Consider the following 13,596-nt stretch of genomic DNA (forward strand, 5'->3'; position numbering starts at 1 on the left):
ATCGTCCATGCCATGACCAGACAGCCCATAGCTCTCGCCGCAGCCCTCGCTCTCGCTTTTCCGGTTTCGGCGCAAGAACCGTCGGAGGGCGCGCCTTCGCCGAACGAGATCGTCGCCGAGGCTTCTGCGGAGGAATGGGTCGTGGTTTCCGCCGACGACCTGCTTGTGATGACACTCGCCCCCGGCGCCGACGGCAAAGAGCGCAAGGTGACGATCCAGCTCATGTCCGAGCCGTTCTCGCAAGGCTGGGTGGAGAACATCCGCATGCTGGCGCGCGCCGGCTGGTACGACGGGATCAGCATCAACCGCGTACAGGACAATTACGTCGTCCAGTGGGGCGATCCGAATTACGACAATCCCGAGGCCGACGGGACAGCGAAACCGCTCCCGGAATCGTTGAACGCAGTCCCGGAAGCTGCCTACACCGTGGATGGCGACGCGATCGCCTTGTCGGTAAAGCTGGCGGACAGCGAGCGCGATCTCGCGCTGGAGCGTGGAGAGGCTCTGGCTGGCACGGACGAGACGACCGGCATCATCCTCGCGAACGGGCTGGTCGATTCCTATTCGCAGGCGGCGCTGTTCGACAACGGCTGGCCGCTGGCAACCGACGCCGGCGATGCGACAGAGGGCGAACCCGCGACGGTGTGGCCCGTCCATTGCTACGGCATGGTCGGTGTCGGGCGAAATTACTCCCCGGACACCGGTTCGGGCGCAGAGCTTTACACCGTGATCGGTCATGCGCCGCGCCATCTCGACCGGAATATTGCGCTCGTCGGGCGGATCGTCGAAGGGATGGAGCATCTGTCGTCGCTGCCGCGCGGGACCGGCGATCTCGGTTTTTACACGGCCGAAGAGGCGGACAAGCGTACGCCGATCCTGTCCATCCGCGTCGCCAGCGATCTGCCGCAAGCCGAGCGGCCGGCCTTCGAGTATCTTTCGACCGAGGGCGAGACGTTCGCCCGCTATGCAGATGCCCGCGCCAACCGCCGCGATCCGTTCTTCATCGTGCCGGCAGGGGGCGCGGATATCTGCAATATCCCGGTGCCGGTGCGCCGCGTGGGCGGGTGAGCGAGACGCTCGCCTGCACCGCCGAGATCCGGCGCTGGGAAGGCGAGACAGCAGTCTATCACATGGTCACCATCGGCGGCGACATGGCCGAGGCGATCACCATGCACGAGCGACTGCACCGCCTCGAATTCGGCGGCAGGCGCGGTTTCGGATCGGTCAAAGTCATGGCGGCGATCGGCGGCACACGGTGGAAGACGTCGGTGTTTCCGTCGAAAACCGGCGAATGGTGGCTGCTGGTGGGAAAGAAGGTCCTGAAGGCCGAGGATCTAGTGGCGGGCGACACGGCCGAAGTCGCGCTGGAATTGCTGTGAGACGCGGGCAGCATCATTCGAAGCTGGCATGGCTAGTCGGCGGAGGCTTGCTGGTCGCGGGCATTGCCGGGCTCGCGAGCGCCACCATCCCGCATGGCGAAACGCTGTGGCACATGATCGCGGCGCCGGAAGAAGACGGCCTCTGGCGCTTCGAGCGGATCGACGGGCGCGACGTATCGGGCGTCGGCTATTCGGTTCGCGTCCATTGGGGGGAAGTGTCCGGGTGGTACAATGGCTGCAATTATTGCGGGACCAGCGGTGAGGGGATGACGATCTGCACCTTGCAGGCGTGTGTCGAGCAGCCCTCCGACCGGCTCTATTTCCGCTTTTCCCGTGAAAGTCCGCAAATGCGCGTCGACGGCGACCGAATGGTTTTGACCTTACCCGGTTATCGTGCCGAATTGGTCCGCTTCACCGAACGCGTAATCTAGACCCGCTGCATCAGCTCGATGCGGTTGCCGAAGGGGTCCGCGATGTCACCACGGATGAAGCCATCGAGTTTCTTGCCCTGCTTGAAGGGAATGCCCGCCAGTTCCAGCCGGGCGATCAGCGCGCGCAAATCCTTCACCAGCAGGGCCGGGTGTGCGCGCCGCGCAGGGAGGAAACCATCCTCAACCCCGCAATGGATCGCGACGCCGCCGCCTTCGAACCAGCAGCCGCCGTTGACCGCGAGGTGTGCAGGCTTGGCGATTTCGTCCAGCTCCATGATCTCGCCCCAGAACATTCGGGCGTGGGCTTCGCCGCCATGGGGCATGGCGAGCTGGATGTGGTCGATCCCGGCAAGCTGCGTCACACGCGCTCCGCCTGAGCGATGGAATCGCTGGCCCGCAGCGCACTGAGAATGCGCGTGAGGTGGGCGAGGTCCTGCACTTCGAGATCGATCTCGTAGGTCGTGAAGGGGTGGTCGAGCTGCGTCTGTTCGAGGCTTTTCACATTGACGTGGTTCTTGGCGAAGATGCCGGCCATCTCGGCCAGCGTGCCAGGCCGGTCGTACAGCGTCACCCGCATCCGCCCGACCGCCCCGCGCGAGCGCTTGTTCCAGGAGAGGTCCAGCCAGTCGGTATCGATCCCGCTCGCAAGCTGCGCGCAGTCGATCGCGTGGACTTCCACGCCTTCGCCCGGTTTGCGGATGCCGACGATGCGGTCGCCGGGGACGGGATGGCAGCATTCGGCGAGCTGGAAGCCGACGCCGGGCGTCAGGCCGCGGATCGACAGCGCTTTGCCCTCGCGCGCCCAGTCGGGTTCTTCCGCCATGCCTTCGGTGCAGCCCGGCACCAGCGCTTCCATCACCGTGCGATCCTCGATGTTGGCGGCGCCGATGGCGTAGAAGAGGTCTTCCTCTTCCTCGAGCTCTAGCCGCTTGAGCGCATCGCGCGTGGCCTTTTTGCCGATCTTGGCCGGCACCCGAAGAGCGATCTCGTCGAACAGTTTCTTGCCGATCTCTGCGACTTCGGCGCGTTCTTTCAGGCGCACCGCGCGGCGGATCGAGGCACGCGCCTTGCCAGTGACGACGAAGCTCAGCCAGCTCATCTGCGGATCGGCTTGATCGCTCTTGATGATCTCCACCACGTCGCCATTGTTGAGCTGTGTGCGCAGCGGCATGTGCCGCCCGTTGATCTTCGCGCCGACGGTCTGCGCGCCGAGATCGGTGTGCACGGCGAAGGCGAAATCGACCGGGGTCGAGCCCTTGGGCAGCTGGAACAGCGCGCCTTTAGGCGTGAAGGCGAAGATGCGATCTTGGTAGATCGCCATGCGGGTGTGCTCGAGCAGTTCTTCGGCATCGTGACTGGCGTCGACGATCTCGATCAAATCGCGCAACCAGCCGACCTGTCCGTCCGGCCGGTCGCCCTGCTTGTAGGCCCAGTGCGCGGCATAGCCGAACTCGTTGAGCTTGTGCATCTCGCGCGTGCGGATCTGCACCTCCACGCGCATCGACTTGCCGTAGATCAGCGAGGTGTGAAGGCTGCGATAGCCATTGGTCTTGGGCGTGGAGATGTAGTCTTTGAACTTGCCCGGCAGGAACTGCCAGGTCGTGTGCAGGACGCCCAACGCGCGGTAGCAATCGGCCACATCCTCGCAGATGATGCGGAACGCCATGATGTCGGTCACCTGCTCGAAACTCACGTGCCGCTCGGCCATCTTGCGCCAGATCGAATAGGGATGCTTCTCGCGGCCCGAGACTTCGGTGACGATGCCCGCTTCCGAAAGCGCATGCTTCATGTCGAGCGCGATGGCATCGACCTGGCCGCCGTCCTCGCTGCGGATCTGGTCGAGGCGCTGGGTGATCGTTTCGAAGGCTTCGGGCTCGAGCTGTTCGAAGGCGAGCATCTGCATCTCGCGCATGTATTCGTACATGCCCACACGCTCGGCCAGCGGGGCGTAGATATCCATCGTCTCGCGCGCGATGCGCTGGCGCTTTTCCGGCTTCTTGATGAAGTGGAGCGTGCGCATGTTGTGCAGCCGGTCGCCCAGCTTCACCAGCAGCACGCGAATGTCCTCGCTCATGGCGAGCAGGAACTTGCGCAAATTCTCCGCCGCGCGCTCGTTCTCGGGCATCTGCTCGATCTTGGAGAGCTTAGTCACGCCATCGACCAGCCGCGCGACGTCGGGTCCGAAATTCGCCTCGATATCGTCAATCGTCGCCAGCGTGTCCTCCACTGTATCGTGGAGCAGGGCGGTCATGATCGTTTCCTGATCGAGCTTCAGGTCGGTCATCAGCCCCGCGACTTCGACCGGATGGCTGAAATAGGGGTCGCCGCTGGCGCGGGTCTGCGTGCCGTGCTTCTGCACCGTGTAGACATAGGCGCGGTTGAGCAGCGCCTCGTCGGCGTCGGGGTCGTATTCCTGGACCCGTTCAACAAGTTCGTACTGGCGCAACATCGCGAACAGGATGTGCGGATTCGTGCGCCTATTGCAACGCAAAAAAGCTGTGCGGTGTGATCGGGTTGCTCGGTGCGACCCGCATAGCTTGTTCTCGATCTATGTATGCCTAGAGTGAGCAAATGGACAATGATGAGATTTCCGCTTCGGGCTGGCGCTTCGCAATTGATCGCGGCGGTACTTTCACGGACGTCGTAGCAACGACGCCTGACGGCAAGCTTGTGACTGACAAGCTGCTGTCAGAGAACCCCGGCTTCTATTCCGATGCAGCGAGCGAGGCGGTGCGGCGGCTGATGGCGGAGCACGGCGAGGGGCCGATCGTGGAAGTCCGCATCGGCACGACCGTTGCCACCAATGCGCTTCTGGAGCGGAAGGGCGAGCGGCTCGCGCTCGCCATCACGCGCGGGTTTGGCGATGCGCTGCGCATCGGCACGCAGGCGCGGCCCGATATTTTCGCGCGGCACATCATGCTGCCGGAGCAATTGCCCGCGCGGGTCGTGGAGGTCGAGGAGCGGGTGGCTGCGACTGGCGAAGTGCTGCTTCCGCTGGACGAAAAGCAGGCACGCGCGCAATTCGCGGCGCTGCGTGAGGACGGTTTCGACGCCATCGCCATAGTGCTGATGCATGGCTGGCAGCACCGCGACCACGAGGCGCGACTTGCCGCGATCGCTCGCGAGCTCGGCTTCGCTCAAGTCAGCGTCAGCCATGAGGTCGCGCCGCTGATCCGGCTTATCCCGCGCGGCGATACGACGGTCGTCGATGCCTATCTCTCGCCGGTCTTGCGGCGCTATACCGACAACCTGGAGGCGAGCCTCCCCGAAACCCGCACATTGCGCTTCATGCAGTCGAATGGCGGGCTGGCGGAGGTCGGCGCGTTTCGCGGCAAGGACGCGATCCTTTCGGGTCCGGCCGGCGGCGTGGTCGGCATGGTCGCAGCGGGCGAGGCATTGGGCCACGGCAAGCTGATCGGCTTCGACATGGGCGGGACCAGTACCGACGTCGCGCATTACGCGGGCGAGTACGAGCTGACCGGCGACAGCGTGGTCGCGGGCGTGCGTGTCGCCGCGCCGATGATGCAGATCCATACGGTCGCGGCGGGCGGCGGCTCGGTCTGCCAGTTCGACGGTGCACGCTTTCGCGTCGGGCCGGATAGCGCGGGCGCCGATCCCGGCCCCGCCTGCTATCGCAAGGGCGGCCCGCTGACGGTGACCGACTGCAACCTGTTCCTCGGGCGGATCGACCCGGCTTTCTTTCCAAGCGTCTTCGGCCCGGGCGGTGACGAACCGCTCGATCCCGCCGCCTCGCGGGCGCGGTTGGAGGAGGTGGCAGCCGCCATGCCGGATCCGCAGCCGCTGGAGAAGATCGCCGAAGGTTTCCTTGCCATCGCGGTCGACAGCATGGCCAATGCCATCCGCAAGATCAGCGTCGCACGCGGGCACGATGTAACCGGCTATGCGCTGGCCTGTTTCGGCGGTGCGGGCGGCCAGCACGCCTGCAAGGTCGCCGATGCGCTGGGCATGGAGACGGTGCTGGTGCATCCGCTCGCCGGAATTCTGTCCGCCTATGGCATCGGCCTCGCGCCGGTAAAGGCGATCCACGAGGTCAGCCTTGTGCGGCCATTGGTCGAGAGTTTCGATGCCGAACTCGCAGCCCTGCAAGACGAGGCGCGCGATGCGCTGATGCAGCAGGGGATCGCGAGGGACGCGATTGCACTCGAAAGCCGCGCCCGGTTGCGCTTCGAAGGGAGCGACAGCCTGCTCGCAGTCGAGTGCGAGGATCGCGAGGCAATGGATACCGCTTTCCGCGCCCTGCACCGGCAGCGCTTCGGCTACTCCGATGCCTCAGCTCCCATCATCGTCGAAGCGCTCAGCGTCGAAGCGAGCGGGAATGCCGGTGGCCTCGGTGAAGCGCAGGCCGCTCCGGAGGCTGTCGGTGTACAGGCGTCGGGGAGCTGGCGGACCATCGAACGCGCTTCGATGGACGAAGGAGACGCAATCGAAGGGCCGGTCCTGATAATCGATCCCGGATCGACCACGGTGGTTGAGGAGGGATGGCAGGCACGCCTCGCCGAGGAAGGCAGCCTGGTCCTGACGCGCGCGCAGCCGATTGCGCGAGACCGGGCCGCGGGGACCGAAGCGGATCCGGTCCGCCTCGAAATCTTCAACAACCACTTCATGGCGATCGCCGAGGAAATGGGTGTCGTGCTGCAGTCGACCGCAACCTCGGTCAATATCAAGGAGCGGCTCGATTTCTCCTGCGCGCTGTTCGACCGGCATGGTGCGTTGATCGCTAATGCGCCGCACATCCCGGTGCACCTCGGCAGCATGGGCGACAGTATCGCCCGGGTGATCGAAACGCGCGGCGAAAAGCGCGACGGGCGCGGTTTCCGGCGCGGCGATGCCTATGTGCTGAACGATCCCTTCCGCGGCGGGACGCACTTGCCGGACATCACGGTAATCGTCCCCGTATTCTACGATGAGGGTGGCGCCGAAGAACCGGAAGCTTTCGTCGCCGCGCGCGGGCATCATTCCGATATCGGCGGTATCGCTCCGGGCTCCATGCCGCCCGAAAGCCGCACTATCGAGCAGGAAGGCGTGCTGATCGACAATCTGCTGATGGTCGACGAGGGAGATTTTTGCGAAGCGGCGGTGCGTAAAGCTCTGGCCGACGCGAAATACCCCGCGCGCAATCCGCACCGCAATTTGTCGGACCTGCGTGCGCAGCTCGCCGCCTGCACACGCGGTGCAGAGCTGTTGCACGCGGCCGCAAGGGATCACGGTGCCGAGGTCCTGTCAGCCTACATGGGCCATGTTCTCGCCAACGCCGAAGAGAGCGTGCGGCGGTTGCTCGACCGGCTCGACGATGGCGAATTTGCGTATCCGATGGACAATGGCGCGGTGGTGCAAGTCGCGATCCGCATCGACCGCGAGGCGCGTTCAGCGGTGTTCGATTTCACCGGCACGAGCGCAGAGCTGCCGAACAATTTCAACGCGCCGAAGTCGATCACCCGGGCGGCAGCGCTCTATGTCGTGCGCACGCTGATCGACGATGCGATTCCGATGAATGACGGGTGCCTGCGACCGGTCGAGCTGATCGTGCCCGGGGGCTCGATGCTCAATCCCAGGCCGGGCGCTGCGGTCGTCGCCGGCAATGTCGAGACCAGCCAGGTTGTCACCGACGCGCTGTTTGCCGCGACGGGTCGGCTCGCGCCGAGCCAGGGGACGATGAACAATTTCACCTTCGGAAACGAGCGACACCAGTATTACGAGACCATCTGCGGCGGCTCCGGCGCAGGGCCGGATCACGACGGTACCAGCGCGGTGCAGACGCACATGACGAATTCGCGGCTCACCGATCCGGAAATTTTCGAAACGCGCCTGCCGGTGCGGCTGGAGCGTTTCGCAATCCGTCACGGGTCGGGAGGCGAGGGCGCGTATAGCGGTGGCGACGGCGTCGAGCGCTGCGTCACGTTCCTCGAGCCGATCCGCGCGAATATCCTCGCCAATCGCAGGAAGGTTGCGCCGAAGGGAATCCGTGGCGGTGGCGATGCCAAGCCGGGTGCGAACTGGGTGGACCGCGTGGATGGTACGCGCGAGTCGCTCGATGCGACCGCTGCTGCCGACATGCAGCCGGGTGACCGGTTCACGATCCTCACGCCGGGCGGTGGCGGGTTCGGAGCGGCGGCCGTTCCCGACCCGACCGGAAAGTCCTAGCTGTTGGCCGCTCCCTTCAGCGGCAAGATCTTTGCTTTGCCTGCACCGTTCATCGCGTCGGCAACCGGCTGCGGCAGCGCGATTTCGCCGATCCTGACCCGCGCTGCGCTGAAGCCCAGCCGGACTTCGTAGTCGCCCGCCTCGACCTTGAACCGGGCCTGCGCGTCATATTGCGCGAGCGCCTCGGCAGCGAGTTCGAATGAGACCTGGATGCTCTGGCCCGGTTCGAGCGCGATCCTCTGGAACCCGCGGAGAACGGCCTCCCGCGATGCGTCGGGACCGTTGAGCCTGCGAAGGTAGAGCTGCAGCATCTCTTCGCCGCGCCGCTCGCCGATATTCCGGAGGCGGGCGCTGGCAAGGATGCGGTCGGCGCCAAGCTCTAACGACAGATCGCCAAGCGTGAATTCGCCATACGACAAGCCATGTCCGAAGGGTAGGCGGACCTCTCCGCTGCGCGTCCTGATCGCATAGGGCAGACGTGCGGACGGCTCGCTTTGTCCGCTCAGTATCTCGGCGATCGCATGACCCGACTGCGTGCCCAGCGTTCCGGCATGGAGAATGCAGGGCAGCGGCTCTCCGCCGATATCGGGATCGCAGGGCCGCGAACCGAGCGTGACGAGGACAGTTCTCGGATTGGCGGCGCGCAATGTCTCGAGCAGCACCGTCTGCGCTTCGCCCAGCGGCTCGCCCGGTCGCTCGCTGCCCTGCCCGAGCACGGCCACCACTATTCCCGCACGGCGCGCGGCTTCGCCGGCCATGCCGATGGCCATGCGATCGGCGTGGATCATCCTGTTGATGACCGACTGACCTTCGCGCAGGGCAAGGCCGGCCACGAACTTGTGTGCGATGCCGAGCGCCTCGAGGCCATCGATGACGCTAGTCGCGTCGCCCCGGCTCCCGCTGGAAGAAAGCGAACGGTCGCGAGCTGCGCTGCCGACCACGAGGACGTCTTCGCCGCCGGGCGACAACGGGAGCAGTCCGCCCTGGTTGCGGAGCAAGACGATCGACTTGCTCGCCAGATCGTGTGCCGGGTCTCGAAGGTCATTGGGCCTTGGCGGTGCAGCGGGCGCCACATCCTCCGACGGACGGAACAGCCCGAGATCGAATTTCGCCGCGAGAACCCGGCGCACGGCTTCGTCGAGCTCGCTGGCACCGATGCGCCCGTCCTCGACGGCCGCGACCAAGCGCTCTACCGACAGGCCGATGAAGGCCGGTCCGTCGGCGTGGTGTCCGGATTTCTCTGCCAGTTGCGCCCAATCGGCCAGCAGGATCCCATCGAACCCGCCGGCGCGGCGCAGGTTTTTCAAAGCGTCGTTCGCGATCCGGGAGACGTTGCGCCGGCCTTGGCCTATCATATCGAGACCGATGGTCGCGGGAGCAGCCTGTTCGACCGTCTTGAGAATGGCGCGAAATTGTTCGCGCTCTCGCAGGCTGCCTTCTCCGCGACGTCCGGCCCTGTCGTTGAAGGCAAGATCGAGCGTGGCCAGAACCTGCCGCCGAAAGTCGCTGCGTTGCGCCTGCAATCCGCGTACGCGGCCAGCAGCGATCTGCTCTGCGAGCCAGGCGCTTTCGCCGAAAGACTGCTCGAAGCCGGCATCGGTGAGATAGTTTGCCGTCGCGAGGACCGGTGAAAAGGCCCAGTTCAGTCCAAGTGCGAGGTATTCTTCGGAAAGCGCCTCCTCGGCAGCAGCTACTGCTTCGGGGTTCCAGCTGGCGGCCATACCGACCGGGGCGGGCAGGCGACCGGGCAGCACCTGGGCCGGGTCGGCAGCGAAGAATAGCGGTATGCCGAGACGCGTTTCCTCGATCGCGATCTGTTGCAATTGGTGGGTGCGCATGGCGCCGACCGGATCGATAAACCCGCTCACCAGCCCGCGTCGCAACTGGTCTATGCGCGTCGGATCGCTGCTCGCCGATCCATCCGGCAAGAGCACCAGTTGCCCCGCTTTTTCTTCCAGCGTCATGTAGTCGAGCAGGTCCTCGACGAACCTGACGCGCTCGGGAGCGGGAGTGAAGGGTGTTTGCGACATTGCCCGCCGGTGATCGCGGGGAATGGTAAATATCCGGTTTGCAATTGCCGCTTGCTGCGACAGGCCGTGCTTCGGCAGCGACCCTTCCGTAGAGATTTACAGATATAAAAATATCTTTATATCCCCTGCAGGAATGCACACCGAAACCCTCTTCCGCGCGCTGGCCGACCCTACGCGCCTCAGGATCCTGCGGCTGCTGGGGTCGATGGAACTTGCCGTGGGGGAGGTGGCGCAGGTGCTCGGCCAGAGCCAGCCGCGGGTTTCGCGCCATATCGGCATCCTGTGCGACGCCGGTCTTGCCGAGCGGCGGCGCGAGGGCAGCTGGACTTTCGTTCGTGCAGGATCGACTACAGCCGGAGAGCCATCGCTTTCCGGAGGTGCCATCCGTTTGCTCGACGTTGCGGAACACGCGGACAACGATTTTGCCGATCTATGCGCCTCCGATCGGCGCAAGCTCGCCGAAATCCGCGAAACCCGCGAAGCCGAGGCGCAGGCCTATTTCGCCCGCCACGCGCACGATTGGGATGAATTGCGCCGCCTGCACAGCTCGGACGAAGCGATCGAAAGCGCTCTGGACGCAGCCTTGGGCAGCGCCCCGCTCGGTCGTTTGCTCGATATCGGCACGGGAACCGGGCGCATGGCCGAGCTCTTTGCCGAGCGCGCCGAGCACATCGTGGCTCTGGACAAGAGCCTTGCGATGCTGCGCGTGGCGCGAGCGAAACTTCAGAACCTGCCGACCCATCGGGTCGAACTCGTCCAGGGCGATTTCGGATCGCTCCCCTTTGCCGGGGCTAGCTTCGACACGGTGCTGTTCCATCAAGTGCTTCATTTCGCCCAGGCTCCGCGCGCCGCCCTGGCAGAGGCTGCGCGGGTCACGTCTCCGGGCGGGCGTATCGCGATCGTCGATTTCGCCGCCCACCAGCGCGAGGAACTGCGTGAGCGCTACGCTCATGCCCGCCTCGGCTTCGGTGACGCGCAAATGCGTGACCTGCTGCAAGACGCCGGCTTCGTCCCTGGCGAGACCGCCGCCCTGGAGGATGGCGAGCTGGTCGTGAAAATCTGGATCGCAGAGCGCGATGCCGAAGCAAGAAAGGCCGTATCGTGAGTCCGACCCTCAACCAGATGCGCGAAGCGCAGCGCGCGCTGGAAGCGCCCCTATTCTCGGGGCTTCCCGGCGATATCGAGGTGAGCTTCGAATTCTTCCCGCCGAAGTCGGAGAAGATGGCGCAGACGCTGTGGCAGAGCGTGGAGACTCTTGCCCCGCTAGACCCGCGTTTCGTGTCGGTGACCTATGGCGCCGGTGGCTCTACCCGCGAGCGCACGCATGCAGCGGTGCGCCGTATCGTGAGCGAGACCGATATTCCCGCCGCTGCGCACCTCACCTGCGTTCAGGCGACCCGCGAGGAGGTTGACCAGGTCGCGCGCGAATATTGGGAAGAGGGCGTGCGGCATATCGTCGCCCTGCGCGGCGACGCCCCCGACGGTGGCGGCAGCTACGCCCCGCATCCCGGCGGCTACCAGAACGCCGCAGACCTGATTGCAGGCCTCAAGCAGATCGCCGATTTCGAGATTTCGGTCGCGGCCTATCCGGAAGTCCATCCGGATTCGCCCGATCGTCAGGCCGACCTCGATAACCTCAAGCGCAAGTTCGATGCCGGGGCGACTCGCGCGATTACGCAATTCTTCTTCGATCCCGAGTGCTTTTTCGAGTTCCGCGACAAGGCGGAGGCTGCCGGGATCGAGGGCGAGATCGTGCCGGGCGTCATGCCCGTGATGAGTTTCGCAGCCGTCCAGCGGATGAGCGGATTGTGCGGCACCGCCATCCCCGACTGGATGGAAGGTCTGTTCGAGGGGCTCGACGAGCGGCCCGAAGCCCGCCAGCTGGTGAGCGCGACAATCGCTGCCGAAATGTGCCGCCGCCTCTATGCCGGCGGCGTTCGCCAGTTCCATTTCTACACTCTCAACCGCGCCGAGCTGAGCTATGCGATCTGCCACATGCTCGGCCTGCGACCGAAGGCCTGACATGTCCAAGCGTACCGAATTCGCCGAAGCCGCCGGCCAGCGCATCCTGATCAAGGATGGCCCCTACGGCACCGAAATCCAGCGCGCCAAGTTGGCGCCGGAGGATTATGCGGGCGATACCGGCCTGACCGCCGACCAGAAGGGCAATAACGATCTCGTCAATTTGACGCAGCCGCAGGTGATCCGGACGATCTGCGACAGCTATGTCGATGCCGGCGCGCATATCCTTGCCACCAACACTTTCAACGCCAACCGCATCAGCCAGGCGGATTACGATGCCGAGCATCTGGTGCACGAGATCAACGTCTCCGCCGCCCGCATCATCCGCGAAGCGGTGGACGAGGCAACGGCGAAGGACGGCATACCCCGTTTCGTCGCAGGCGCGATGGGGCCGACCAACAAGACGCTCTCGCTCTCGCCCGATGTCGAGGACCCGGGCTTTCGCGAAGTCACCTACGACGAAATCGTGGATGTCTATGTCGAGCAGGCGCGCGCCCTGATCGAGGGCGGGGCGGACTTCATCCTGATCGAGACCGTATTCGACACGCTCAATTGCAAGGCCGCGATCATGGCGGTCAAGCAGCTGGAGCGCGAGCTTCGGCAGGACATCCCGATCATGATCTCGCTCACGCTGACCGATCTGTCGGGCCGCAATCTGTCGGGCCACACGGTCGAGGCCTTCTGGTACACCGTGCGCCACGCCAAGCCGCTGACGATGGGCCTCAACTGCAGCTTCGGTGCCGAGCAGCTGCGCCCGCATGTCCAGATCCTGTCGGACATCGCGGATACCTATCTGATGGTCTATCCCAATGCGGGCCTACCCAACGATATGGGCGAATACGACGAATTGCCGGAGACGACAGCCGCGCTGACCAAGGTTTGGGCCGACAACGGACGGATCAATGCGCTCGGTGGCTGCTGCGGTTCGACCCCCGCCCACATCGCCGCAATGGCCGCGGCCGTCGACGGCATCGCGCCACGCAAGCTGCCCACCGTCGACCCGGAAATGCGCTTGGCAGGCCTCGAACCTTTCACGATTGCAGCATGAGCAAGCGCCCCGATCACGAGGTGAAAATCCGCGAGGCCGGCATAGAGGGCGCTGCGCGGCTTTCGCTCGTCTCCGATGCGACTTTTCTCGAAACCTTCGCAGGCATGATCGACGGGGATGCTCTGGTGGCGCATTGCCAGAAGCACCATGAGGCGGCGTATCTGGCCAAGCTGCTCGACGATGGCGCGAGAGCCTGGCTCGCCGAAATAGACGGGGCGCCCACTGGCTATGCCTTGCTCAACCGGCCTCAGCTCGAGGCAGCCGAAGAGGGCGATATCGAGCTGAAGAAAATTTACGTGCTGTCGCGTTTTCACGGCAGCGGCATCGCAAAACTTCTGTTCGACGCCGTCATGCAGGCAGCGGCCGGCAACGATCACCTCCTGCTGGGCGTGAAGGACGACAATCACCGCGCCATCGCCTTCTATCGCAAGCAGGGCTTCACCCAGATTGCCACGCGCCGCTTCGATGTCGGCGGCAAGCTTTACGATGATGTCGTCCTAGCGCGCGACCTCGACCGGACCTGA

The 13,596-nt window shown here is 64.8% G+C and carries 11 protein-coding genes; 8 read left to right on the plus strand and 3 right to left on the minus strand.

The annotated features are described in order from the left end of the window. The first annotated feature begins 12 nt into the window (after positions 1–12). From Q9K02_RS03815 to Q9K02_RS03825, 3 genes are read left to right on the plus strand one after another with little or no spacing between them, the layout of a single operon-like run. On the plus strand, positions 13–1,068 hold the full coding sequence (locus Q9K02_RS03815; RefSeq protein WP_305931695.1) for a peptidylprolyl isomerase: 1,056 nt from the start codon (positions 13–15) through the stop codon (positions 1,066–1,068). After that, entirely contained in the window at positions 1,065–1,379 is a 315-nt protein-coding gene (locus tag Q9K02_RS03820) for a DUF1905 domain-containing protein (RefSeq protein ID WP_278324458.1), read from the plus strand. The genes Q9K02_RS03815 and Q9K02_RS03820 overlap by 4 nt, the downstream gene beginning before the upstream one ends. Then, complete coding sequence (locus Q9K02_RS03825; protein WP_305931696.1) at positions 1,376–1,810, plus strand: hypothetical protein; 435 nt, start codon at positions 1,376–1,378, stop codon at positions 1,808–1,810. The genes Q9K02_RS03820 and Q9K02_RS03825 overlap by 4 nt, the downstream gene beginning before the upstream one ends. On the opposite strand, the gene Q9K02_RS03830 is transcribed toward Q9K02_RS03825, so the two are convergent. Together Q9K02_RS03830 and Q9K02_RS03835 are read right to left on the minus strand one after the other, a co-directional pair. Beyond that, positions 1,807–2,172, minus strand: coding sequence for a VOC family protein (locus Q9K02_RS03830; RefSeq protein ID WP_305931697.1), 366 nt, complete (start codon positions 2,170–2,172; stop codon positions 1,807–1,809). The two genes, Q9K02_RS03825 and Q9K02_RS03830, sit on opposite strands and share 4 nt — an antisense overlap. After that, positions 2,169–4,259, minus strand: a complete 2,091-nt coding sequence (locus Q9K02_RS03835) for a RelA/SpoT family protein (RefSeq protein ID WP_305931698.1) — start codon at positions 4,257–4,259, stop codon at positions 2,169–2,171. Before Q9K02_RS03835 ends, Q9K02_RS03830 begins: the two co-directional genes overlap by 4 nt. Before the next feature lie 122 nt (positions 4,260–4,381). Between Q9K02_RS03835 and Q9K02_RS03840 the strand changes: the two genes are divergently transcribed. Further along, positions 4,382–7,972: a hydantoinase B/oxoprolinase family protein gene (locus tag Q9K02_RS03840; protein WP_305931699.1), complete on the plus strand. Its 3,591-nt coding sequence runs from the start codon at positions 4,382–4,384 to the stop codon at positions 7,970–7,972. Here Q9K02_RS03840 and Q9K02_RS03845 read toward each other — a convergent pair. Continuing rightward, on the minus strand, positions 7,969–10,002 hold the full coding sequence (locus Q9K02_RS03845; RefSeq protein ID WP_305931700.1) for a glycoside hydrolase family 3 C-terminal domain-containing protein: 2,034 nt from the start codon (positions 10,000–10,002) through the stop codon (positions 7,969–7,971). The genes Q9K02_RS03840 and Q9K02_RS03845 overlap by 4 nt on opposite strands. A 133-nt stretch (positions 10,003–10,135) precedes the next feature. Between Q9K02_RS03845 and Q9K02_RS03850 the strand changes: the two genes are divergently transcribed. The 4 genes from Q9K02_RS03850 to Q9K02_RS03865 are packed head-to-tail and all read left to right on the plus strand — an operon-like array spanning position 10,136 to position 13,596. Beyond that, entirely contained in the window at positions 10,136–11,107 is a 972-nt protein-coding gene (locus Q9K02_RS03850; protein ID WP_305931701.1) for an ArsR/SmtB family transcription factor, read from the plus strand. Between the two features lie 17 nt (positions 11,108–11,124). Next, positions 11,125–12,024, plus strand: a complete 900-nt coding sequence (gene metF / locus Q9K02_RS03855) for a methylenetetrahydrofolate reductase (RefSeq protein WP_422785440.1) — start codon at positions 11,125–11,127, stop codon at positions 12,022–12,024. A 1-nt stretch (position 12,025) separates the two neighbouring features. Then, positions 12,026–13,072, plus strand: coding sequence for a homocysteine S-methyltransferase family protein (locus Q9K02_RS03860; protein ID WP_305931702.1), 1,047 nt, complete (start codon positions 12,026–12,028; stop codon positions 13,070–13,072). Further along, complete coding sequence (locus Q9K02_RS03865) at positions 13,069–13,596, plus strand: GNAT family N-acetyltransferase (protein WP_305931703.1); 528 nt, start codon at positions 13,069–13,071, stop codon at positions 13,594–13,596. Before Q9K02_RS03860 ends, Q9K02_RS03865 begins: the two co-directional genes overlap by 4 nt.

It is taken from the genome of Qipengyuania profundimaris, assembly GCF_030717945.1.
Lineage (GTDB): Bacteria > Pseudomonadota > Alphaproteobacteria > Sphingomonadales > Sphingomonadaceae > Qipengyuania > Qipengyuania profundimaris.